We start from the raw sequence: 22905 nt of genomic DNA, 5'->3' as shown, positions 1-22905 counted from the left end.
CGACGCCGAACTCCTGGCCGCGCAGGCGGTGAAGGACAAGAAGACGGCGACGGCCGCGAACGACGCGGCGAAGTCCGCCGGCGGCCTGGTCCGCGACGAGGATCTGCCGGACCTCGTGGCGATCATCGCCGCGGTGAAGTCCTCGAAGGTCGGCCTGCACGAGGTCGCGGCGACCACCGGCCTGGACGAGGACGTCATCATCGAGCTGGCGAATCTGGCCTACAGCCGGATCAAGACGGCCCTCGGGTCCAAGGGCGCGAAATTCTTCTCCGACCTGTCCCGCGCGAACAAGGGCCTGTCCTACCTCCAGGGCGGCATCCTCACCCCCGGCCTCTACGCCACCAGTAACGGGATCGTGCGGTTCGCGGAGCCGCAGACGGAGGGCGAGGCATTCATCCCTCTGGGCACCGGCCAGCGCAGCTCGGCGACGGCCGTCCTCCAGGACGTGGCACAGCGGTTCGGCTACCGGCTCACCTCCGCCACCGTCGAGCCTCCCCGGCTCGTCGCCGCCCACCCTGAGGGACAGGTGAAGGTCGTCGTCGTGCGTGAGCAGCCGGCGGCGCTGATCGGATCCATGCCGGTGACCGTGTCCGGCCGCCTCGACACGAACGTGGCGGCGGAGGTCGGCTCGGAGATCATGCGCCGGCTGCGCAACGCACAGCGAGGAGGCCGGATCTAGTGGCCGAGCTCAACAAGGACTTCCAGATCGAAGTCGGGGGCCTCCTCATGGGACCGGGCACCCCGTACGTCATCGCCGACGTACCCGGCTTCGGCACACCCGACCTGCGAAGCCAGGACGTCGACAGCCCCGCGGGGGACGGCGTCTTCCCCGGCGTCGACTACTACGGCGTCCGGGCGGTCCGCATCGAGGCCGCGATCCGTACGCCGGGCGACCCGGCGGCGGCAACCGACGCCCTCGCTGCCCTCCACAGGATGGCCGCCACGGCGGCCGTCCGGAAGAAGGCAGGCGCGCTCACCTCCCTGAGGGTGAAGTGGCCAGGCCGCCCGACCCGCCGGTTCTACGGGCGCATCCGGCGGGCCGAGGCGATCACGACGGCGCAGCTCATCCACGGGTGGGTGCCCCTCGACGTGGCCTTCGACGCCCTCGACTCGACCGTCCACGACGACGTGGAGCAGTCCCTCGTCCTGCCGCTCGACATCTCCCAGGACGCCCCCGGCTTCAGGGCCCCCGTCACCGCGCCGATCACCACCGGCGTGTCCAGCCCCGCGACCAGGCCCGGCTGGATGACCAACCGCGGGGACCTGCCCGCGTTCCCGAAGCTGAGGATCACCGGCCCCGTCGCCAACCCCAGGGTGTGGATCGCCGAGACGGGAAAGGCGCTCCAGCTCGCCCTGACGCTCGGCCCCGGCGAGTACGTCGAGATCGACACCCGCCTCGGAGCGCGGTGGGTCGTCAAGAACGGGTCCGGCAGCGCGCAGACCGCGCTCAGCACCTTCAGCCGCCTCGACCAGTTCCAGATCCCGCCTGGGCGGTCCGAACTGCGCTGGACGGCGACCGACTACACCAACACGACCCGCCTCGCCATCACGTGGCGCGACGCGTACACCGCCCTGTGAGGAGTTCCTGATGGCACTGATCCAGCCTCCGATGATGGTCCACGGCGGAGTTCACCCCGCTCGGGCCATGCGCATGATGATCCGCGACCTCGCTCGCGGAAGCTCCGGAGTGACCGAAGGCAACGACCTGCGCGTCAGCCCGCTGTCCACCCCCGGCGCCGGCGTCCGGGTCGGCGACGGCTCGGCCGTCGTACGAGGAGCAAGCTGGGCCCAGGGCAGCTACACCCAGTACAACGTGGGCGACGCGATCGTCCCCATCGCCCCGACGGGCGCCGCGGCGCGCTCCGATCTCGTGACGCTCCGAGTCGAGGACCCCGAGTACGAAGGCACCCGGGACCCGCTGACCCAGGACATCGGCTACTTCCACGTTGTCAGCGGCGTGTCCGCGAACACGACTACGTCGCCCGACGGGATGACGGCTATCCCCCTCGCCCGCATCGACATCCCCGCGAACACGGCTACCGTCACCGGCTGGATGATCAAGGACTTGCGGAGCATCGCGAATCCCCGCAAGGATCGCAGGCTCTACACAGCCTCCCCGCCGGTAGACCAGAACTGGGCCGGCAACGCCTCCGGCACCTATGTGGCGTGGCCGCCCGCAGCGAGGTGGACCATCGCCGTCCCACCATGGGCGACGACGGTGCGCGTTGTGCTGACCATTGCCGGTGTCCAGGTACTCAAGGGCGGTATCTGGTCGTACTTCTCGTGGACGCTCGGGACGGTCCGGGGGCAGGGCGTCACCGCCGACACAGGCAAGTCCGACGGGTCCGAGCGCATCAACCTCATCTCTGCCGACACGCAGGCCGTCCCCGCCGCCCTGCGGGGCACCAATCAGCCGCTCTTCGCGCTCATGGCACTCAACTCGAATGAAGCCGGCGTCCTGCAGGCTGACGTCGCTACGACGGCCGTGTGCGACATCGAGTTCAGCGAGGGCGTTGTCTGATGCCGTCGTACCGCTACCTCACGCAAAACATCCTGACCGGCGAGTTCCTCGCCTCCGACCTGCCCTTGAGCCAGGTCGAGTTCGGACCTGCCCTGTCCGGGACCGGGTCCCTCACCGCCGTGGTCGAACCCCGCCTCGCCTACCTTGACCGGTCACAGTTCGACCCCGGCGCCTGCCTCATCTACGCCGAGCGCGACGGCCGGCTCCTGTGGGGCGGCATCGTGTGGAGGAGCATCCCCGAGGGCCAACAGATGCGCATCGAGGCCGCCGGGGTCGGCTCCTACCTGTACCGGCGCCACGACCTGCACGGCAACCTCGACGGGCGCGGGCCCTACGTCTACGCGGACCCCTGCAAGGTCATCCGAGACGCGTGGGCCTACTGCCAAGGGCAGCCGGACGGCAACCTGCGCGTGGCCGTCGACGCCACCACGTCGAAGGTGACGGTGGGTACCCCCGCCGAGCCGTACCACGTCGACTGGTGGGACGCCCCCACCCTCGGCAGCGTTCTCGAGGACATGACCGCCGTCGAGGGCGGACCCGAATGGACCGAGGATGTTTCCTGGAGCGGCGACGGCAAGCCCGCCCTGCGCGTCGTCCTGGGGTGGCCCCGTCTGGGCCGGAGGCGTACGGACATCTCCTTCACGACGGGCGTGAACATCGTCCGCGCCGTGCCGGTCGAGTACGACGCCGACCAGGCTGCGCAGGTTGTCGTCGCCCTCGGTGCCGGCGAGGGGCGCAGCCGTCGCCGCGCCACCGACGCTGCGCGCGACGGCCGGCTTCGCCTGGAGCACCTGCTGGAGGTACCGAACGAGCAGGGGAACGACCGGCTCGCGGCCCGGGCTCGTACTGAGCGGGTCTCTCGGCAGATCACCGGCGAGGTCACCGAGGTCATCGTCTGCGACCACCCGGCCGCGCCGATTGGGTCCTGGCAGATCGGCGACGACGTGCCCGTACGGGTCTACGACGAGTGGACCAGCTTCGACGCCTGGTGCCGGATCGTCGGCTGGCAACTAAGGCCGGGCGCCGGTGAAGAGCCCGAGCAGGCCGTCCTGCAGCTCCAGCGCGCCGACCGCTTCACCTACATGGGAGGCAGCTCGTGAGCAGGGACATAGCCCGGCTGGTCGCACGGGTCGCCGACCTGGAAAGGCGGCTGGGCCGCAGCACCCGCACGTCCTCCTTGGCGTACTCCTCGATCGAGAACGGCGCGGTGGAGGTGTACGACGAGGGCGGCTCGCTGCGCGCGGTCGTCGGTACGCAGCCGGACGGCACCGCGGGCATCAACGTGGTCAACGGCCCGCCGCCGCCCGAGCCCGCCGCGCCCGCCGTGACGTCGGTGCTCGGCGGCATCGCGGCGGTCTGGGACGGTGCCTTCGCCGAAGAGGGCGTCACGCCCCTGGACTTCGCGCGCGTCGAAGTCCACACCGGGATCACGCCCGAGTTCACGCCCGGACCACACACCCTCGCCGCCACGTTGGAATCACCACAGGGCGGTCTCGTCACTGTGCCAACGGGGCAGCCGGTCCACGTCCGCCTCGTGGCCCGCAACACCTCGGGGGCCGCGTCGCTGCCGTCGGCATCCGCCGGCCCGATCGGTCCGCAGCTGGTGGTGGCCGACGACGTGATTGACGGCATCATCTCGGAGATCAAGCTCGCTGAACATGCCGTCACCGAGACGAAGATCGCCCTCGCGGCGGTCAGCGCCCAGGCCCTCGCGGACAACGCGGTCACGGCCGCGAAGGTGCTCGCTGGAGCGATCACCACGGAGAAGCTGGCGGCGCTGAGCATCACCGCTGAGAAGATCGCGGCCCTGGCCATCACCAGCGACAAGGTCGCGGCCCGCGCGATCACGGCGGACAAGATCGCAGTCAACGCGGTCACCGCCGACAAGCTCGCAGCCGGCTCCGTCACCGCCACCCACATCAAGGCCGGCACCGTCACCGCCGACCACCTCGCCATCGGCGTGACCGGAAATCTGATCCCGGACCCGTCTTTCGAGACCGGGTACATCGCCAGCCAGCTCGCCGGCGTACCCGGCGCCGAGGTCGTCGCGGGCGGCAACTTCTCGGGCAAAGCGTTGAGGTTCACCCTCGTCTCGACCGACACACGCACTCTGCTCTACGACCGCTTCCCGGTCATCGCCGGCGAACGCTATTGGGCCGCGTTCGATTTCAAGGGCGGCATCGACTTCGTCGGCGAAGGCGGCCTGCTCATGGCCCTCCAATGGTTCGACACCAACGGCACTCACCTCAGCTACAGCGCCATCTCAAATGCAGGCCCCCCAGCGGACGGAGTCTGGCGCCGGGAGACGTACATCCATGCAGCTCCCGTGGGCGCCGCCTACTGCGCGCCTCGCCTGCAAAGTCCCACCGGCTCCGGGACGGTCTACTTCGACAACATCGAGCTGCGCCCCGTGATGTCGTCGGCCACGGGAGGCACACGTGCAGAGATCGCCCCCGATGGGCTGCGTCTGTACGACGCCCAGGGCGAGGAGTCTGTTTCGCTGGTGACCGGCCGTCCCAACTACGTGACGCTCTCCACGGACGGCCAGCCGGTGGCCTCGATCGACCAGAAGGGCAACGGAGGGTTCGCCAACGTCTCTGTTGCTGGCGAGTTGTCCGTCGGCGGTGACTCCCTGGAGAAGATCCTTGCGCGCCTCCCCCGAGGCCTGGTCGCCGTCGACTACATGGCTACCGCCGTGACCGCCGGGTCGAGCGAGTACGGCTACGTCGAGCTGGCCTTCGACGCAGACACGAGCCGGATGTACCGGGTCACTTTCGACTGCTACGCGGACCCTAACGTGGCCGGTGGGGAGATCGCGGTCGTCCTGCGCGACGGCGGCGCCTCCACCCCGACGATCAGCTCCCCCCAGATCCAGTCCATCACCCAGCCCCTGTCCGGTGCCGGATGGAGACGGGTCCACCTGGAGACCATCAAGTCCGGGGTCGCGTTCGGTGGCGGAATCCGTCGCCTCCTCGTGAGCTTCTGGGCACAGGGCGGTCCGGCCGGGCAGACTGTCCGGCTTCTCGGCGCCGCCCCGTACCCGGGGATCTTCGCCGTCGAGGACATCGGTCCTTACGTCCCGGAGACCGGCGTCTACAACACGGGCGGTGGCGTCAACACGCCGGCGAAGAAGAGCTACACGAAGATCTACAACGCGTCCTGGTCTGGCTCGTACGCCAACCGTTCGCAGTACAACGCGTACTACAACAACCAGTGCGTGCAGGGGTATTACAGCTCCACCAACGGAATGCAATCCGCCTTGATTGGCTTTCCCCCGAGCCTGGCTACCGACCTGTCTGGCGCCTCTATTCAGCGCGCCGAGGTCTTCTTGTACTACGAGCACTGGTACTCGAACTCCGGCGGGACGGCGGTCCTCAAGGCGCACAAGCACGCGTCGCGCCCGACGTCGTTCTCCTGTGACTCCGAATCGCAGTCGGTCTCCTGGTCCCGCAACCAGGGTAAATGGGTTGATATTACTGAAATTTTCGATTCGAACCTTTGGCGCGGGATCGCGCTCGATCCGAACAGCTCCTCGCCTGCCTTCTATGGGAGGGCCCGAGGCGTCGGCGAAGCGTACGCCCCTCAGCTCAAGGTCACCTACGTCAAGTAACCCGAAGGGAAGCGAACATGCCCATATCGTCTCTGCTGGACGAGCACGCGAGGCTCATGTCCAACCCGGACTTCTGTGCCCGCGTCCGGGCTGCCTTCGTGCGGATCGCCCGTGAGGTGCTGGCCGAACACCCTGACACCGACGGGTACCCCCTGCGCTCGGCCCTCGCTCGCGGCGCCCTCACCCCATCAGACCTGCTCGGACCGGGCTATGCCCCGCTCATCGCCACCGACCCCGTCGTCTCCGCTGCCGCGGCGGCCGGCTACGTCGAAGACCAGCCCAGCAGCGCCCAGGCTGCGATCACCGATGAGCAACTCCTCGACGCAGTCCGACGCGCCTGGAACCTCATCGCGGGAGTTGTGGAGTGGCAGGAAGACGCGATGACCGTAGACTGACCACCGGCGTGGGGCCGGCTGGAAGAGGAGCGGGAGTTGACCGCGCCCAATCAGGACCCCACCCCGTGGGAGCTGTTGCGCACCATGCAACAGATGCGTGACGACCTGCGCGCCGATTTCGCGTCGTTCGCCGCCCGGCTGGCCGAGATGGTCACGCAGAACGAGTACGCCGCAGATCAGCGGACGACCAACGTGCGACTTCAGGCGATCGAGGACGACCTGGCTGAGGTGAAGCGGGCCCAGGAGCGGGAGACGACAGAGTCCCGCACCAACCGCCGCCTGGCGATCTCCGCGATTGTCGCGCCGATCATCGTTGGACTCGTCACTTCCTGGCTGCTCGCGAAATTTGCGGGATAGCCCGTACACGCACCACCCATAGCCAGGCGCGGGGGAGAAGCAGGACGCGCTCATGGCAGTACCGCTCAACGCCGACCGTGCACTGGCCACCTTCAAGGCCGCCGGGCTGGCGATCAAGGAGGTTCGCAGCTGGCGGACCCACAACCGCAACCACATCGGTCCGTGGGGGCCAGTGCACGGGGTGGTCATCCACCACACCGGCAAGTACAGCACCGAAGCGGGGATGGTGAGCCTGTGCTACGCCGGGCACTCCACCCTGCCGGGCCCGCTGTGCCACTCGGTGATCGACAAGGCAGGCACCGTCCACCTCGTCGGCTGGGGCCGTACGAATCACGCCGGCCGCGGTGACCGAGATGTGCTCCAAGCCGTGATCGGCGAGAAGCCACTGCCTACGGACGACGAGGCCAACGCCGACGGCAACACCCACTTCTATGGCGCCGAGCTGATCAACCACGGTGACGGCCACGACCCGTGGCCCGAGGCGCAGATCGACGCCGCCGCGCGGTGGGCCGCAGCTCTGTGCGCCGCGCACGGGTGGAGCGAGAAGTCGGTGATCGGACACCTCGAATGGCAGCCGGGGAAGCCCGACCCTCGCGGTTTCTCGATGGACGACTTCCGGGCCCGGGTCGCCCGCATCCTTGAGCCCGAGGACAAGGAGCCCGCCCCCTCCCGTCCCGCGCCCGGCCCGAAGGCGCCCCCGTACACGCCGCCGCCGTTCCCCATCGGACTGGCCCCGGGCAGGACCCGGCCCTCAGCGAAGCCGCTACAGAAGGCACTGCGGGCGGCCGGGTTCCTCACCATCTCGGACAGGGACCTGGCGGATGCGTACGGCCCACGCACGCAGGCCGCTGTCGCAAGGTTCCACAACGCGCACCCCCAGTTTCGGTCCAGGGGTGTGACGCGGGATCCGGCGATTGGCCCGAAGGGCTGGGCGTACCTGTTCACCCTGGCGTACGGGAAGAGGTGACCTGGTGGCGTTGACGCCGGAGGAGATCGAGAGGCGGTTCGGGTACCACCCGGCCGGCACTTCGAAGCGGGCCGCAGCGCACGAAGAGGTCAGGGGCGCGTGCCGTGACCTCGCTCTGCTCTTTGACAGGCAGCTGCCCGAGGGCCGCGAGAAGGGGCTCGCGCTGACGCTGTGCGAGCAAGCGATGTTCTGGGCGAACGCAGCTATCGCCCGCAAGCCCAAAGAGGAGAGCTGATGCTGTACGCCTACCTGCTGTCCGTGGCGCGGACGGTCGCACCGGTCGTTGCCGGATGGCTGATCACCCAGGCCCTGCGCCTGGGCGTCGAGATCGAGTCGAGCGTGGTCGAGTCGTTGGTGACCTCCGGGTTCGCCGTCGGCTACTACGCGTTGTTCCGGTTCGCGGAGCTGAGGCTGTCGCGGCGCTTCGGCTGGCTGCTGGGCTGGGCCCGCCCGCCCGAGTATCCGGCAGCGTAGTCCCAGAGAGGGAAGAGGCCCCCACCTTGCGGTGAGGGCCTCGACCTCTTGGAGGCCGCCAGAGTAGCACCAGCACAGCGTAGAAGATCACCTCGCGCCTGTTTAGTATCTATAGGCATAGGGCGTGTTGGTGGAGTGAGCGGGGTGTCGTGTTGGTGGAGAAGCCGTTGCTGGTTGGGTCGCAGGAGTTCGCGGCCCTGTATGGAGTGCGGGGGCCGCAGGTGTCTCAGTGGATCGGACGCGGGACGCTTACCTACGAGCAGGCCCGGATCGTGTCGGGGTCGCCGTACTGGCCGCTCGCGTTCGCGCGGGGCTTTGGGGAGACGACGCCCCGCCGGCGGGAGGTGCGCGAAGAGGAGCTGGAGCGCCTGGTGGCGGAGCAGATGCCGGCCCGCTGGGTGGACGACGTGGCCCAGCTCCCGCCGATTGTTGGTCAGCAGGAGGGCGCGGCGCTGTTCGGCCTGACTCACGCGGAGGTCCTGACGCAGCAGGCTCGGCCAGGCAAGCCGGCCGAGCCGGACTGGGTGTTGTCGGGGTCGCCGCTGTGGCTCCTGGACACGCTGCTGCGGGCGGCGCCCGCGCTGCAGGTGCAGGCGCGGACGCTCGCGTGGGAGGTGGACCCGGGCGTCGAAGCGGCGCTGCGGGACGGTTCGTACGACGGTCCGGGGTCGGTGATCAAGAAGCGTGGCCCGGCCGCGACGAAGGGGCGGGCGGGGTGAAGTCCCTTCCCGATCCAGCAAATTGCATATAAAATCTAATTACCTCGCCCTTCCGGATGTCGGGTGCGCGGGGAGTCTCGGGATCGCCTCGTAGCCCTTGGGTTGCGGGGCGGTCGGCATTCCCGGGGAGGGAAGGGCGTTGATCAACTCGCCATCATCCGTAAAGATAGGCTGCAACACTCCAATGTGACGCGACTTGACGGGGGAGCTGTGCGGGCTTATCAGCAGGAACTTCCCGGGCTGGAGATCAAGGAGATCCGTCTTCCGGAGCCGGTGGCCGGCGCCACGATCCAGGAGCGGTTCGAGGCGTTCCACGAGCTGAACCCCTGGGTTCTGGACGAACTGGAAACCATGACCGCTCGCTGTGTGAGCCAGCACTGGCCCCGCGTCGGCATCGCGATGCTCTTCGAGCTCCTGCGCTGGCGCTACGGCGAAGCCACCCGAGGCGACGAGTTCCGCCTGAACAACAACTTCCGCTCGCGGTACGTCCGCCTCCTCCTGGAGCGACATCCCGAGTGGACTCACCTGTTCAGCACGCGTGCTTTGCGCACGGACTGAACCGACCTTGGGAGCACACGCAGTCATGCCACCAAAGCTCAAGACGAGGAAGCCGACAGGGATCGTGCCCTGGCCGCTCATCCTCATCGAGGGGGAAGAGGGGAGCGGCAAGTCCTACAGCGCCGCCGAGTTCTCCGCCTCCGACCTCATCGGCCAGACCTACTGGGTCGACCTCGCCGAAGGGTCCGCCGACGAGTACGCCGCGATCGACGGGGCCCGCTACGAGATCATCGACCACGACGGCACGTTCCGCGACATCCTGGAGCAGATCGAAGCTGTCCACGCCGAGGCCCGCCGCGCGGCCCTCGCCAAGGAGCCGCCCGTCGTCCTGGTCATCGACTCCGCCTCCGCCCTGTGGCGGATGCTGACGAACTGGACCCAGGAGCGCGCCCGCCGCACCCGGAAGAACCGGGCCGTCCTCGAAGAGGACCCGGACGCCGCGGTGGACATCACGATGAACCTGTGGAACGACGCCGTGGACCGCTGGCAGCGCGTCATCCACCTGCTGCAGACGTTCTCCGGGATCGTCGTGTGCCTCGCGCGGGGCAAGCAAGTCTCCGTCGTCGACGACAACGGCAACCCGATCGGCAACCTCAAGGAGTGGAAGGTCCAGGGCCACAAGGACCTGCCGTTCGACTCCTCGGTGTGGGTCCGCCTCAAGCGCGATGAGGACCCGCAGGTCATCAAGGCCCGCTCGCTGCGGCTGCGCGTCGAGAAGCGCCGCCCGATGCGGCTGTCTGACTTCACCATCGAGCACCTCGTCTTCGGCCTCATGGGCTGCTCGGTCAGTTCCCAGCCCCGGCAGATGCCTGCCCTGGCCGGCGACCGGGTGAGCACCTGGTTGGACGACCACGACTTCGAGGAAACCGAGGACATCGCCGAGCTGGGCGCCCTGTGGCGGAAGTCCGCCGACCCCGAAGAGGGACTGGAGCGCCGGGAGGTCCTGTCGATCCGAGCGGAGATCGAGGCGAAGGTCGAGCGGCTCAAGAACCCGCCCACGGAGATGGGGGAGCACCGTGCGGCCACCGACGGCGACAAGCTGCGCGAGGCCGCTGCCCGCGAGGCCGAGGCCGGCGATGCCCCGGACCAGTCCGAGCCGCAGGAGCCGGAACTGACCGCCGCCCCGCGTCGGCGTACCCGCACCAGCCGCACGACCACGGCGACACGCCGCTGATGACCGGCCGCGGGGCGGGACGACCCACACGAGGCCCCGCCCCGCGGCCTCCCCACCTCTTGGAGACCTGAATCATGTCCGCTCTTCCCCTCGAACCGCCGTCGATTTGGACGGCCGCCCACGAGGTCAGCGACCGAAGCGACCGGTCGCAGCAGAGAGAACTTGGCGCGTCCGACACCGTGTGCCAGCGGCGCGCGGCGTACATCCTCGCCGGAACCGAGCCCACCGATCACCACGAGAAGCGTGCCGCCCTGCTCGGCATCTACCTCCACGAAGGACTGCTGGAGTCCGCCCGCACCGAGTACGGCTGGCTGGTCGAGCGCAGCGTCCGCGACGAGACGATCCTCGGCCACGTCGACACTGTCCAGCTCGATGAGGCCACGGCCGCACGCCTGCCCCGCCGGATGCGCCCCAAGGTCCCGGCGCCCGGCGAAGGGGTGATCGTGGAGGACATCAAGACGAAGTCCACGTACCTCTGGGACAAGGTCCTGCGGTATGGCCCGACGGAGGCCGAGTTGCGTCAGGCGTACCTGTACGCCGGGGTGCTCGCCAGCGTCGGGTTTGAGGACGTCCCGGGGCAGCGGTACCTGGCCCGCCTCGGCCCGCTGAACGTCGTCGCCATCCGCTTCCGCTTCATCAACCGCGACAACGGCGACGAGCACATACACGAGATCGCCTTCGACCCGGTGAGCGCGACGTTCGCCCGCTGGTGGGTGGAGAACGTCCGCGACCTGCCCAGCCCGGAGGACGCGCGCCGCGACTTCGACGGTCCCGGCCTGGACGCGATCTGCGACAACTGCGCGTTCATGACCGCGTGCTGGGGAGTCCCGGCCCCTGGCCGGACGGTGCAGTCCGCCATCGTCCGCACGGACGCCGATCGGGAGCAGGCCCTGGCGGAGTACGTGAAGGGCCACGAGCTGGAGTCGGCGGGGAAGAAGGCGAAGAAGTTCGCCCGCGCCAAGCTCGACGGCGCCCCGGAGGGGATCTACGGCAGCAACGAGCTGCTGTGGTCCGGCGGCAATCCGACGACCGAACCCGACGTCGAGGCGTTGGTCGACCTCTACGAGACGGAGGGCCTGGAGGTGCCGATGGTGCCCGACGAGAAGCGGATGATCTCTGTGCTCAAGGACGCCGGCCTCCCGATCCCCGAGCGCAAGACCGGCCGGACCACGGCCGTGAGCATCAACGTGAAACCCGTCCGGAGCTGATCGTCCGCCTGCGTCGCCCGCCCGCGCGCCGGGCGGGCGGCGCCCGCATCTGGAGGGGGAGTCCTCTTTGTCCATCCACCTCATGATCGTGGCGGCGTATCTGCCGCCCGACGTGGTCAACCAAGGCCAGAAGTTGGCGCTGATGAAGATCTGCGACTCGGCCGACGACGAGACGCGCCTCGCCCGGCCGGGGATGCGCCGCCTGCGGGCGTGGGTCGGGGTGTCGAGGAGCCGGTGCACGACGATCGTGACGGAACTGGTCGCCAAGGGCCTGGTCGAGCGCGTCAGCGTCGGACGGATCGGCCGCGCCGCTGTGTACCGGGTGTTCCCGATGGGGGTGCCGTCGATCCCCAGCAACGAGGAGCTGGACGCCCGGCACCACGAGGCGGACGAGGCGCCGAAGAACGAGAAGAAGGCACGGAAGGGGCTGCAGCGTGCGCGGCCGTCGAAGCCGGCGATGACCCACCACGACGTCGAGGCGCGGAAGGAGACTCGCGCGGCGCCCGAGCAGAACGAGCGGGGCGAGGAGGCCCGACCGCAGGAGACCGAGGAGCACAGACCGGAGGACCGGTCGCCGACCGGCGCCGACGCGGAAGGGTTGCACGCGTGGAACCCTCCTGACGGCGAGGGCAGGGTTTCACCGGTGGAACCTGATGGGTTTCACGAGGGGAACCCTGTGAGTTCCACCGGTGAAACCCCTTCCTTCCCTTCTCCTTCCTCCTTCCTGCAGTACCCCCCTCCCCCTACGGACGATGTCGTGCCGGGAGCCCCGGCGGCGAAGGGCTGCGCCCGCCACCGGGTGCCGGCGGGCAACTGCCGCGCCTGCGGCACGAGTCCGAGAGCGGTGCGCGCGGCAGAGGACCGGGCCAAGGTCGAGGCGGATCGGCGGGCCGAGCGTGAGAAGTTCAAGGCTCTGGAGGCGGAGAAGGCGGCGAACCGGAGGGCCGTGCAAGAGCGGCCCGACCGGTTGGCGGCAGCACGGCGGCAGGCGCGTGAGGAGGCCCGGAGAGGCCGGGATTTGGCGCGCGAGAGGTCGCCTAGGAAACCGAAACCATGATCGTTCCCCCTGGCCTCCGGATTTCTGTGCATATAAAATCTAACCATCAACCCCTTCCCTGAACCCCACCCGGCGTGCGCCTGGCGGTTCAGATAGGCCGCAACATTCGATCGATGTGTATACACCTCTTGGAGGGTGATGTACGTGTTCCAGCCCCTTCCCTTCCCCAGCCACCACCGGGTCAACGACCCGCTGTGGCAGCGCCTGTGGGCCACCTACAGCGACGTGATCACCATGCTGCGCTCCGACGGCATCACCACCGACGTGGAGATGAGCGACGGCGAGTGCACCATCACCGCCGAGCTGCCCAACGGCTGCGAGCTCGCGATCCGGGCCTCAGGCGAGACAGGCGCGAAGGCCCTACCGCTCGACCGCGCCGAACTCGGCGCCTGGCACGTCGTCCACCTGTGCTCCGAGGGTGGCGACCACCACCTCGTCTACGACTCGGCCCGGGGCGACCAAGCGGCCAACGGCACCGACGTCCTGGCGCTGATGGTCGTGGTCCTTCCCCACGTCAAGGCCGAGCAGGACGCCGCCCACCAGCACCTTGCCGCCGGCCGCGGTCGTACGAAGGCCGAAGCCCCGGAGAACGCCGAAGGCCCCGAACTGCCCGCCAACGTCACGGCCCTGCTCGCTGAGTACGGCATCGAGGTCGATCCCGAAGACCACACCGGCACCTACCGGATCACCTTCGATCTGCCCGACGACACGTACCTGCTCTGCTGCCCCCTCGACATCGACGCGGACGGCACCCCGGCGGCCTGGAAGATCACCCGCCAGCACCGCCACCAGCCCGGCCACATGCAGGACGTCGTCCCGGTCGACGGGGAGCCCTGCCTGTTCGACACCGTCCGCTCCCATCTCGCCTCGGCGCTCTCCAACGCCTCTCGCCGCTGATCCCGCCCTGGCCCGCCCCGGCCCCGGGGCGGGCCCGCCCGAAAGGCTCACCGATGACCTACACCGTCACCGACTTCTTCTGCGGCGCCGGCGGAAGCGCGCAGGGGATGCACCTTGTCCCCGGCGTGGAAGTGAAGATCGCCGCGAACCACTGGTCACTCGCGATCGACTCTCACGCGCTGAACTTCCCCAAGGTCGACCACGACTGTGCCGACATCAGCCAGATCAACTTCGCCCGCTACCCGCGCACCGACATCGTGTGGGGTTCGCCTGAGTGCACCAACCACACCATCGCGCGCGGCGTGCGCGCCGACTCCGACCGGCAGCCGGACTTGTTCGGCGAGATCCTGCCCACCGAGGCCGCCGTACGGTCGCGCGCCACCATGTGGGACGTCCTGCGCTACCTGGAGGCGATGCTCCTGCGCGGCCGTCCCGCCCTCGGCGCCGTCGTGGAGAACGTCCCCGACCTGGACAAGTGGATCCTCTACCCCTCCTGGCGGCAGGCCGCCGACAGCCTCGGCTACGACGTCACCAGCGTCTACCTCAACTCGATGCACGCCGAACCGAAGTTCGGCTCCCCGCGCGCGCCGCAGTCGCGCAACCGCAAGTACGACCTGCTCACCCTCAAGAAGCTCGGCCGCCGGCCCGACGTGGAGAAGTGGACGTCGCCGACCGCCACGTGCCCTGACCACGGCTGCGTCCAGGCGCGCCAGTCGTTCAAGAACGGCCGCAAGGCCGGGAGCTACCGCTTCCAGTACGTCTACCTGTGCCCGCGCCCCGGCTGCGCCCGCGTGGTCGAACCCCAGGTGCTCCCCGCTGCCACCGCGATCGACTGGACCGTCCCGGGGGTCCGCATCGGGGACCGCAGCAAGCCACTGGCCGATAAGACCATCGCCCGCATACGGGCGGGCCTCGACCGCTACGCCCGTCCCGTCGCCGTCCCGATGGAAGGGCGCGAGGGCAAGAAGCCCTTCCCGCTCGACGCCGAGCCCATGCGGACCATGACGACCCGCAACGAGACCGGGCTCGCCTACCTGCCCGGCCAGTTCCTGCCGTTCATCGCCGAGATGAGGGGTGGTGGCTCCCAGAAGAAGGCCCGCGGGGTGGACGAGCCCCTGGCGACCGTGTGCGCGTCCGGGAACCACCACGGTCTCGTGACCGGCCCCCGCGAGTCCGGCTCGCTCCTCGTTCCCGTCGGCGGCACCTGGAACGACGAGGCCGCGCCGGTCACCGAACCGATGCGGACCCGCACCACCCGGGAGACGGACGCTCTGCTCGTGCCGTACTACGGCCGGGGCACGGCCGCCCCCACCGGCGAGCCGATGAAGACCGTCACGACCGTCGACCGCCACGGGCTGGTCACCGCCGACGGCGGCCTGATCCACGGCGTGGCGGTCGAGGACTGCCTGCTGCGGATGTTGCAGCCGTCCGAGATCGGCAACGCGATGGCCTTCCACCCCACCTACCGGCTCCTCGGCAACCGGCGCGAGCGCGTCCGTCAATACGGCAACGCGGTCACCCCTCCGGCGGCCGAAGTGCTGATGTCCGCCCTGGTCGAAGCCATCAGCGGCGAAGACCTGTAACGCCTCCGGGCCCGCCCCGACCGGGGCGGGCCCATCACACACCTCTTGGAGAAACGTGATGTCCCCGATCGACCGCGGCACGCTCATACGGCAGCTTGCCGATTCCGCCGGCGCAGCGAAGGGCCCCAGGGCCGCCACCTGGCTGCTCGTTCAGCACGGCTTCTGGCTGCCCGAGCTCCTGCGCGCAGAGATCATTACCACCCTGCCGAGCGGCATTGCCTTCATCAGCTGGCAGAGCGCCGCCAACCATTGCAGCGGCCCTGGTTCCCGCCCCGGCGCCAGCATTCCGCGCCCCCTGGACGCCTCCGACAGTCAGTGGGCAATCCTCAAACTCGCATGTGTCCTCACCGGCTATCACGCCCTGGACCTGTACCGCCTCGGCTCCCTGGACGACCGCAACCACGCCCTCGCGACGTACGCCTTCGCGTGGGCCACCGGTGGCCAGCAGTACGCCGCAAGTACCGGCCTGGTGACCGGGCTGTGCCCCCGCTGCTCCTGGCGCCCTGAAAACTGCCCCTGCTCTGACGCAGAGGCGTCAGAGGTGAAGCAGTGACGCGCGAATGGATGCCCCAGGCGCCGTGCCGAGGCAACGATGCGCTGTTCTCCCCGCGCGACAGCGTCTGGAAGAACCAACACGACCTGATCGACCTGTGCAGCAGCGCCCTGGAGGCATGTGCACGGTGCCCGTTCACCAAGGAATGTGAAGCCCTGGTGCGACCCCGCTCCGCCCGGTTCGACGGCGTGTGCGGCGGCCGGATCTGGTGCGGGGGCATGGTCGTCAAGTCCCTGTCTGCAGACGTACCGACGGCGGGCAGTGGACGGGCCGAGTAACGCGGCCTCCTCGCCGCCGGCCACACCGACACCTGACCAGGTTGCCGTCTGCTGCCTCGCCCTCCTTGCGGGGCAGCAGACGGCGACCTTCCCCCACCTCCATTCGCCTCTACCTCGCCGTCTCTGCGGTGGGGCCCACCTTCTGAAAGGAACCGTCCCTGTGGACAACATCGAACGCACCATCCGGACCGGCGAAGCTGTCGACGCGGTGATCAAGCATCACCCCTCGAAAGCTGTGCGTCTCATGGAGGAAATCATCGCGTTCAGCAGCACGGACGAGGTCTACAGGGTGTGCCGCTTGCTCGCCGAGATGGGCCTGCAAAACCTCCTCCAGATCCACGTCCCGACCCCCGGCCAGATGTGGGCGATGAAGGAACCCGCGCCGCACGGCCAGTGCCACCCAGCGCACGTATTCTCCGCGCGCTTCATCACGGCGCACGCCAACGATGATGACGAACAGTGCAAGGTGCTGTTCGACATTCTGCTGACCAAGCCTCAGCAAGAGTTCGCCAGCGGCATCATGGCCCTGCTCACCGACGTCGGCAACCTGACCCGTCGCGTACTCGAGGCGCACCCCTCCGCGTAGGACGTAGAGCGGCCCCACGTGGGGCCGCTCTACGCGCATGCCCCAGCGCCCCTGTGTCCTCTGCCACGTGATCTTGACCGTTTGCCAGGTGAGTCTGACCGCCCGACTCAGCGTGGTGGCAACGGGGGCGGGTCGGGTACCCCTGCGGGTGGCCTCGTCGAGGCCAGGAGGCTGACCTCGCTCAGAACTCCGGTTCCTTGGAGTAGGGGGGGACGTCGTACCCCTGGTCGCGCAGCCATTCACGTGTCACGAAGGCGCGTTGCCGAAGCGTGAGCTGCTGATCGGCGTCACCAAATTCGCCAGATTGCATGACCAGCGCGTCGCCGTCCTCCATCGCCTGCAGGAACGCATCGGACACCTCCACTACCGTGTCGGCATCCAGCTGGCGCTCGCCGAGCCACCGGGTCAGCCGCTCGCTGGCCTGCTCCCATTTCGCTCGACGCTGGTTGGCGTCCGGTGCGTCAGTCGCCAGCTCGGCGTTGCGCTTGGCTTCCGTCAACTGGTCGCGGAGGTGGCGGGTGATCGCGCGCTGGGCGAGGCCGGCGCGGCGCTGTTCGTCTGGTGTCATGGCGGCACAGTAAGGGGCATTTATCCTCCCCTTCCCGATGCCGTCTCGGAGTGTTGGGGTCGAGTCCTGGGACTCCCGATCCCAGCCAGTGACCCGCTGGACGGGACACTCACTCTGGCCGGGCGCGCGGGCCGGCCTTCGCGACCACACCCCGTACATCGGCTCCCTCGCAACGGAGCAGAGCCCAGGTCCCGGAATGACAGCCCCAGCCCAACCGTCGTCGGGGGCGGAGGAACGCTGTGCTCTGTGGCCCCCGAGCGCGCAAAGATCACATGGCAAACGGTCAGGATCACATGCCAGAGGGCACCCTGGCCCTACCGGAGGGCGGCGCCTTCGACCCGCGGTCTCTGTTAGGCATCCCTCTTGACCTGCGGAGACTTCGTGGGCGGATCCTGTACTCGCGAAGCTTTTGCCTATAAAATCTAAGTAGAAGTTTTGTTCCCGCCACGACCTCTTGGAGAAGAAGACATGGCGTCCACCACGCGCACCTGGTACGTCCCGTACGACGACAGCTGCACCTCCCACAAGGTCCACGACCCGATACCCGCACCCACCAACCCCGACGAACACTCAGCCCTGATGGTCCACCTGTACGACGCCTGCCACAGCTTCGTCACCGTCCACTGCATCACCGAAACCGAAGCCCTAGCCCTCGGCACGGAGGCCATAACCCAGCGACAGCAGCCTGCCGACACCTCGTACTTGCAGGGCCACCCCCTAGCCCAGCTCCCATTCGCCCAGACTGCCGCCCGAATCTTCTGCGCAGACGTAGAGGTGCACTACCAGGCATTGGACGGTGTCTACGACTTCATCGCTCGCGCCTACCGACACCGCTCCTACGAACAGGCCCGGCCGTCGAACATCTCCACCTTCACCGAGAGCTTCGACACTCGGACCCTGGTCGGGCTCTACCAGCAGTACTGGTTGGTCGTTACCGGCCGCCCTCATCAGTCCCTGACGCCCCTCTCCCGGGCCATCGGCGACCTCCCCTCCTGACCCCAAGACCGGCCGCCCCGTCCATGTACGGGGCGGCCAGCCCTTCTCACAGGAGCCCCAGATGCCCCCTCCACCGTCCCGGTCCTGTCTCGACTGCCGCTCCAGCCCCGCCGTCGACCACGTCGAACTCTGCGCCGGCTGCGAGACCTGCAACGAGTGCCACTCCGGGTGGCACCGCAGCAGCAGTCTCTGCATCGACTGCGCCGAAGCGGAGTTCGCCACCGCCGACAACCAGTAGCCCCACCATCCACCCGCCACACCCCGGCCGCCCTCGTAGGCGGCCGGGGTGCTCCATTTCCAAAAGGAGAAACGATGCGTCTGCTCGACCTCCTCGGCGACGGGGACGACAAGCCCGCCGTCCCCAACACCTTCCGCCGCGGCCCCACCCCCACCCCGGCCCCGGCCCCAACTCCGAGCCCGGACGAGGGCGGTGCTCCCCTCCTCCCGGGCACCCTGCGAACCGCTCCCCGAGAGCGCCCCTACTTCGCCCCCACACCGGCACCGCGCACACCGGAGCAGCGCCGCCGGTACGCCCGCCGCGACGGCATCACCATCGGCGAGCGGGTCTGCGCCGCCTGGAACAACGCCCACGGCGGCAACCGCCTCGAAGTCCCCGTCGGCACCATCGCCGCCCTCGCCCTCCTCCCCTTCGAGGGAGGGGAGGTCCCGAGGATGGCCGACTGGCTGATGGGCCTCAGCGACACCGAGCTGTGGAAGCTCTACGAGGAGACCTGGGCATACCGCTGGGTCGACCGCCCCGACCTCGTCGACCGGGCCAGCATCCTCGCGACCTGGCTCCAGGACGACAAGCCTGACACCAACACCCTCCGAGGCGTCCGGGCCGTCACCAAAGCGGCCCTGACCAGCGGCATGATGGAGTACACCCACAGCGGGATCCCGGGCATGAGCACCAGCATCGACCTGATGTCGTGGGTCATCACCCACCTGCGCTCCGAAGGCGCCCGGCAGGGCCTCGGCGAGCACCACACGCCCCCCGACGTGTGCGACGTGTTGGCCAAGATCCTCCACGACCTCCATGACGTAGAGCCCGGTCAGGCGTTCTACGACCCCGCGGCCGGCACCGGCGGCATGTTCCGCTCACTGTCCAACCACCTGCGCGACGCCGGCTTCAACCCCCACGACTTCACCTGGCACCTGACCGACGTCGACCAGCTCGCCGCAGCCGGCGCCGCGGTCAACGTCCTCCTTTGGGACCTCGGCCCCAACGCCTACGTCTCGTGCGGCGACTCCCTGGCCGACCCCGAACTGCCCCGCAAGGCCATGCAACACGCTGCCGGGGCCAGAGCGCACCGTGACAACGTCGTCGCCACCGCCCGGATGATGGCCGCCATCGGCAAGGCCGAACGCCTCATGGCCAAGGCCACCAAGAGGGCCGCGTGATCAGGCCCGCACTGTGGAAACCAACTGCTCTCCCTGATCGTGCCGCGCCGCTTGAAGCAGGCAAATGAACATCCGGGATGTGCAGAAATAAACCGGGAAAATAGAAGCGGAAACTATGTTCATTCGGATTCTTGTTCTCTAGGTTTAATGAGTTCCGAATGGCACTCACCTAAGGATTTAAGAATGGGAATCAACATGGAAAAGGCCCAGGATGTCTTTATTCAACCCTGGGAAATCCCACTCTTCACCACCTGGATCGAGACCACCTTGGCCGACCAGGGGGCGACGAAGGCCGGCAAGGACACCCACCGAATCCTGAACGCCCTTCTCACCAAGGACTTCGGGAAGGGGGGCATGGTCATCACCGGCCAGGAGGTGGACCTCCTGGCCCCCTGGATGGTTCCCCTCCTGACCCCCCAGGAAAGGGAAGACGAGAACTCGGATCTCTGTCAGGTGACCAACAGGATCCTCAGGGCCCACGGAGGAATCAGCCGTGAAGACGAGCGGAAATCCTGCATCTGCCGCGGGTAGCGCCCGGCAGTGAAGGGAGGGGCGGGAAATCCGCCCCTCCCTCACTTCTCGGCGGAAGCGCCAAATCTCCTTACGGACTTCTGTAAAAGCTCAAAGAACTCACGAGGAAACCCATGACACCCAAAACCCAGACGGCCACCCCCAAGCGCCCGCGCACGCTCCCCACACCCACCCCTCCCGAGGACACACCCGACCCCTCCGAGGCGGCCGACACCCCGGCCGAACCCCTGGTCCTCAACGACCTGCGACCCGTAGCCACCGACCTGGCCGACCGCCTCGGCGCACCCTGGATGGTCGAGGACCTGACGGCCACGGCGGAACGCCTCCGCCTCATCGGCCCCGACGGCCGCGAACTCGGCCTCGCCCTTCTCTTCGCCGACACCGTCGTCCAGATGTGGGTCACCGGCTTCGCCCTGCCCGACCTACCCAAGACCGCGTCCAAGCAGGAGCACGCCGCCCGCGCCCGCCGCCTCGCCCCCGGCCGCTCCTGGCACATCGCCCAGCCCCTATCCCACCTGACCACCAACGACACCACCCCGGCTGCGGTGGACATACCTGAGGCGCTGTACCAGCGGGTCACCGACGACCTGCTCCCCGCCTACGAGACCAAGCCCCTGTACGTGGCTGTCATCTCCTGGGGCGACGAACCGGCAGCCACTGACGAGAAGCCCGCCACCGAGCCCCCCGCCGACGTCCCCCGCACCACCCCCACACCCAAACGGGCCCCCGCCCCGAAGAAGCCCCGTCGCCGCAGCGCCTGACCACCAAGAGGACCGCCATGAACTCGTACCTCGTCACCTGGGAGATCGACATCGAAGCCGACGCCCCCGAAGAAGCCGCCCGCAAGGCCCTCGGCATCCAGCGCGACCCCCACTCAACAGCAACAGTCTTCGGCGTCCACAGCGACGGTAGGTACACCGAAGTCGACACGGCTGCTGTCGAGCACACCGAGCCCAGTGTCGCCATCCAGGCCTGAGTGCACCCCGGCCCGCCCTTCGGGGCGGGCCGACCGCCCGAAAGGCACCCCATGACCCATGAGCCCAACGCCGTGAAACGCGCGTACTTCGTGATCGGAGCATGGACAGGCGGAGGCCGCCTCGACATCTGGCGAATAGAGGAAGCACCCTCCAACATCGCCGAACGCTCCCGCCTCCATGACGAGTACAGCGAGGCCGCGGAGGACGCCTTCGGCAGTGTCGAGATCGTCTACGCCACCAGCGAGGACACCGCAGCCGAGCGAGCCCGCCACGAAGCCCGCGAGACCACCGAGCGCACCCGCCGCGAAGCGCCCCGCGCCCCCGGCGCCCAGCAGCCGTTCGAGAACCCCTATCCCTCCATACCCCTCGCCCGCACCCGGCCACCCACCATCCCGTCCGGCCGCCCGCCCACCAGAACCGCCCCACCCACCAGGAAGGACAGCCCGTGACCGTGGTACCCCTGGCCGGCATACCGCTCGACCGCATCCCGATCGTCTTCACCCACCGCAAGAGCGACCTCATGGACCTCTTCCGGACCGGCGCGCTCACCGAGCAGATCCAGACCAGGGCCTTCCCCTACCCCGATGCCAGGAGCATCCGGGAGGCGTACGACCCGTTCGTCGGCAGGCTCTGGATCATCGAGTCCCGGAACGTCCTCGACCCCGCGGGCGCCCGAGTGAGGAACGTCCGGAAGGTCTTCACCCGGGACCCCCACCAGCCCTGGTGGCTCCTGCCCATCCACCCCAGCCAGAACGAGTACGAGTTCGACCCCGCCACCGGCGGGCCGGCGAAGGGCAGCGGGCGCCCCTACCCGCACCCCCAACTCCCTCCGGAGATAGCCCAGGTCGAGGAGCAGCGGTGCGGGCCGTACCGCGACGCCTTCGGGCTCTGCAACGGCTGCGGACTCCGAGGACGTGTTCCACGCCGCTGCCGGGCCAACGACCCTCGTCGTGCGCGGGAGTCCCGGCGCGTGTCGTACGCGCGGCCGTGGAAGTGGGCGCCGTGCCCGCACGCCTGCGGCTACGTAGACGCGCCGGAGACCGACCCGGCGAAGCTGTTCAACCTCGTCCCCCAGGTCAGCCCCAGCTTGTAGGCTCACTCTGAGACGTTGAACGCGCGCACGCGTTGAGGCCCTGTCCCCCTGGTAGGGGGACAGGGCCTCTGTGCGTCGCAAGGGCGCTTCGTTGGAGGGGCCGACCGCTCCTCGCGCCTACCTGCCGACTTCTCCACCCCGCCCGTGGAGGAAGGTTCCAGGAGGGCCCCATGGGAACGTCATGGGAACGGAAGGATAGGGAATCCGCGTGAAAGATCAGAGCGGAATGGAAGGTGCACCCCGCTTGACCTGCTGCGGAGGTAAGGTCAAGAGAAGAGAGGGGTGGAGAGGGGAACAGACTTTCGACCTCGTAATGCGTAGGTCTCGGGTTCGAATCCCGAAGGCGGCTCAGAGAAACCCCAGGTCACATTGCTCGTGACCTGGGGTTTTCTGTTGCTCGGG

The 22905-nt window shown here is 68.6% G+C and carries 29 protein-coding genes; 28 read left to right on the top strand and 1 reads right to left on the bottom strand.

The annotated features are described in order from the left end of the window. From ACFW22_RS33625 to ACFW22_RS33530, 20 genes are all read left to right on the top strand, one after another. Positions 1-679 (top strand): hypothetical protein (locus tag ACFW22_RS33625; RefSeq protein WP_386412081.1); only part of this gene is annotated, 679 nt, incomplete at its 5' end. After that, positions 679-1578 carry a phage distal tail protein gene (locus ACFW22_RS33620; RefSeq protein ID WP_384871470.1) on the top strand — a complete coding sequence of 300 codons (900 nt, stop codon included), beginning with the start codon at positions 679-681 and terminating at the stop codon, positions 1576-1578. The genes ACFW22_RS33625 and ACFW22_RS33620, both read left to right, overlap by 1 nt. 10 nt (positions 1579-1588) lie before the next feature. After that, positions 1589-2521: a hypothetical protein gene (locus ACFW22_RS33615; protein ID WP_384871473.1), complete on the top strand. Its 933-nt coding sequence runs from the start codon at positions 1589-1591 to the stop codon at positions 2519-2521. Further along, the gene (locus ACFW22_RS33610; RefSeq protein WP_384871476.1) at positions 2521-3621 is read left to right on the top strand and encodes a hypothetical protein; all 1101 of its coding nucleotides are present in this window, start codon (positions 2521-2523) and stop codon (positions 3619-3621) included. The genes ACFW22_RS33615 and ACFW22_RS33610 overlap by 1 nt, the downstream gene beginning before the upstream one ends. After that, positions 3618-6131, top strand: a complete 2514-nt coding sequence (locus ACFW22_RS33605) for a hypothetical protein (RefSeq protein WP_386412078.1) — start codon at positions 3618-3620, stop codon at positions 6129-6131. Before ACFW22_RS33610 ends, ACFW22_RS33605 begins: the two co-directional genes overlap by 4 nt. Before the next feature lie 17 nt (positions 6132-6148). Continuing rightward, positions 6149-6526, top strand: a complete 378-nt coding sequence (locus ACFW22_RS33600; RefSeq protein WP_386412076.1) for a hypothetical protein — start codon at positions 6149-6151, stop codon at positions 6524-6526. Positions 6527-6562: 36 nt separating this feature from the next. Next, positions 6563-6883 (top strand): hypothetical protein, encoded by a 321-nt coding sequence (locus ACFW22_RS33595; protein WP_384871482.1) that lies wholly within the window; start codon positions 6563-6565, stop codon positions 6881-6883. 52 nt (positions 6884-6935) lie between these two features. Then, on the top strand, positions 6936-7850 hold the full coding sequence (locus ACFW22_RS33590; protein ID WP_384871485.1) for an N-acetylmuramoyl-L-alanine amidase: 915 nt from the start codon (positions 6936-6938) through the stop codon (positions 7848-7850). A 4-nt stretch (positions 7851-7854) separates the two neighbouring features. Beyond that, the gene (locus ACFW22_RS33585) at positions 7855-8085 is read left to right on the top strand and encodes a hypothetical protein (protein WP_384871488.1); all 231 of its coding nucleotides are present in this window, start codon (positions 7855-7857) and stop codon (positions 8083-8085) included. Continuing rightward, positions 8085-8324 carry a hypothetical protein gene (locus tag ACFW22_RS33580; protein ID WP_384871491.1) on the top strand — a complete coding sequence of 80 codons (240 nt, stop codon included), beginning with the start codon at positions 8085-8087 and terminating at the stop codon, positions 8322-8324. The genes ACFW22_RS33585 and ACFW22_RS33580 overlap by 1 nt, the downstream gene beginning before the upstream one ends. Positions 8325-8473: 149 nt before the next feature. Next, positions 8474-9043 carry a hypothetical protein gene (locus ACFW22_RS33575; protein WP_386412073.1) on the top strand — a complete coding sequence of 190 codons (570 nt, stop codon included), beginning with the start codon at positions 8474-8476 and terminating at the stop codon, positions 9041-9043. 210 nt (positions 9044-9253) lie between these two features. After that, positions 9254-9601, top strand: a complete 348-nt coding sequence (locus ACFW22_RS33570) for a hypothetical protein (protein ID WP_384871496.1) — start codon at positions 9254-9256, stop codon at positions 9599-9601. Positions 9602-9665: 64 nt separating this feature from the next. Beyond that, positions 9666-10775 carry an AAA family ATPase gene (locus ACFW22_RS33565; protein ID WP_386412071.1) on the top strand — a complete coding sequence of 370 codons (1110 nt, stop codon included), beginning with the start codon at positions 9666-9668 and terminating at the stop codon, positions 10773-10775. Between the two features lie 74 nt (positions 10776-10849). Further along, positions 10850-11983 carry a hypothetical protein gene (locus tag ACFW22_RS33560; RefSeq protein ID WP_386412069.1) on the top strand — a complete coding sequence of 378 codons (1134 nt, stop codon included), beginning with the start codon at positions 10850-10852 and terminating at the stop codon, positions 11981-11983. A gap of 67 nt (positions 11984-12050) precedes the next feature. Continuing rightward, positions 12051-13040 (top strand): hypothetical protein, encoded by a 990-nt coding sequence (locus tag ACFW22_RS33555; RefSeq protein WP_386412067.1) that lies wholly within the window; start codon positions 12051-12053, stop codon positions 13038-13040. Between the two features lie 144 nt (positions 13041-13184). After that, the gene (locus ACFW22_RS33550) at positions 13185-13937 is read left to right on the top strand and encodes a hypothetical protein (RefSeq protein ID WP_386412065.1); all 753 of its coding nucleotides are present in this window, start codon (positions 13185-13187) and stop codon (positions 13935-13937) included. A 53-nt stretch (positions 13938-13990) separates the two neighbouring features. After that, on the top strand, positions 13991-15520 hold the full coding sequence (locus tag ACFW22_RS33545; protein WP_386412063.1) for a DNA cytosine methyltransferase: 1530 nt from the start codon (positions 13991-13993) through the stop codon (positions 15518-15520). A 58-nt stretch (positions 15521-15578) separates the two neighbouring features. Further along, positions 15579-16073 carry a hypothetical protein gene (locus ACFW22_RS33540; RefSeq protein ID WP_386412061.1) on the top strand — a complete coding sequence of 165 codons (495 nt, stop codon included), beginning with the start codon at positions 15579-15581 and terminating at the stop codon, positions 16071-16073. Beyond that, entirely contained in the window at positions 16070-16351 is a 282-nt protein-coding gene (locus ACFW22_RS33535) for a hypothetical protein (RefSeq protein WP_384871514.1), read from the top strand. The genes ACFW22_RS33540 and ACFW22_RS33535 overlap by 4 nt, the downstream gene beginning before the upstream one ends. A 160-nt stretch (positions 16352-16511) precedes the next feature. Further along, entirely contained in the window at positions 16512-16937 is a 426-nt protein-coding gene (locus ACFW22_RS33530; protein WP_384871517.1) for a hypothetical protein, read from the top strand. Positions 16938-17118: 181 nt separating this feature from the next. Here ACFW22_RS33530 and ACFW22_RS33525 read toward each other — a convergent pair whose 3' ends face one another. Beyond that, positions 17119-17505 (bottom strand): hypothetical protein, encoded by a 387-nt coding sequence (locus ACFW22_RS33525; RefSeq protein ID WP_386412059.1) that lies wholly within the window; start codon positions 17503-17505, stop codon positions 17119-17121. Positions 17506-17973: 468 nt separating this feature from the next. On the opposite strand from ACFW22_RS33525, the gene ACFW22_RS33520 reads away from it, so the two are divergent. The 8 genes from ACFW22_RS33520 (at position 17974) to ACFW22_RS33485 (ending at position 22503) form a co-directional block, all read left to right on the top strand. After that, complete coding sequence (locus ACFW22_RS33520) at positions 17974-18501, top strand: hypothetical protein (RefSeq protein ID WP_384871523.1); 528 nt, start codon at positions 17974-17976, stop codon at positions 18499-18501. A 61-nt stretch (positions 18502-18562) separates the two neighbouring features. Continuing rightward, positions 18563-18739, top strand: a complete 177-nt coding sequence (locus ACFW22_RS33515; RefSeq protein ID WP_386412056.1) for a hypothetical protein — start codon at positions 18563-18565, stop codon at positions 18737-18739. 74 nt (positions 18740-18813) lie between these two features. After that, positions 18814-19902, top strand: coding sequence for an N-6 DNA methylase (locus tag ACFW22_RS33510; protein ID WP_386412054.1), 1089 nt, complete (start codon positions 18814-18816; stop codon positions 19900-19902). 183 nt (positions 19903-20085) lie between these two features. Further along, positions 20086-20433, top strand: coding sequence for a hypothetical protein (locus ACFW22_RS33505; protein ID WP_386412052.1), 348 nt, complete (start codon positions 20086-20088; stop codon positions 20431-20433). A 113-nt stretch (positions 20434-20546) separates the two neighbouring features. Beyond that, a complete protein-coding gene (locus tag ACFW22_RS33500; RefSeq protein WP_384871535.1) occupies positions 20547-21194 on the top strand; it encodes a hypothetical protein in 648 nt (215 codons plus the stop codon). A gap of 17 nt (positions 21195-21211) precedes the next feature. Next, on the top strand, positions 21212-21409 hold the full coding sequence (locus ACFW22_RS33495; RefSeq protein WP_386412050.1) for a hypothetical protein: 198 nt from the start codon (positions 21212-21214) through the stop codon (positions 21407-21409). 51 nt (positions 21410-21460) lie between these two features. Further along, on the top strand, positions 21461-21859 hold the full coding sequence (locus ACFW22_RS33490; RefSeq protein WP_386412048.1) for a hypothetical protein: 399 nt from the start codon (positions 21461-21463) through the stop codon (positions 21857-21859). Then, positions 21856-22503 carry a hypothetical protein gene (locus tag ACFW22_RS33485; RefSeq protein WP_386412046.1) on the top strand — a complete coding sequence of 216 codons (648 nt, stop codon included), beginning with the start codon at positions 21856-21858 and terminating at the stop codon, positions 22501-22503. The genes ACFW22_RS33490 and ACFW22_RS33485 overlap by 4 nt, the downstream gene beginning before the upstream one ends. Positions 22504-22905 lie beyond the last annotated feature (402 nt).

The sequence above is a fragment of the Streptomyces sp. NPDC058872 genome (assembly GCF_042743065.1).
Lineage (GTDB): Bacteria > Actinomycetota > Actinomycetes > Streptomycetales > Streptomycetaceae > Streptomyces.
The sequence above is the reverse complement of the archived record's forward strand: the minus strand, read 5'-3'. Positions and strand labels throughout refer to the sequence as shown.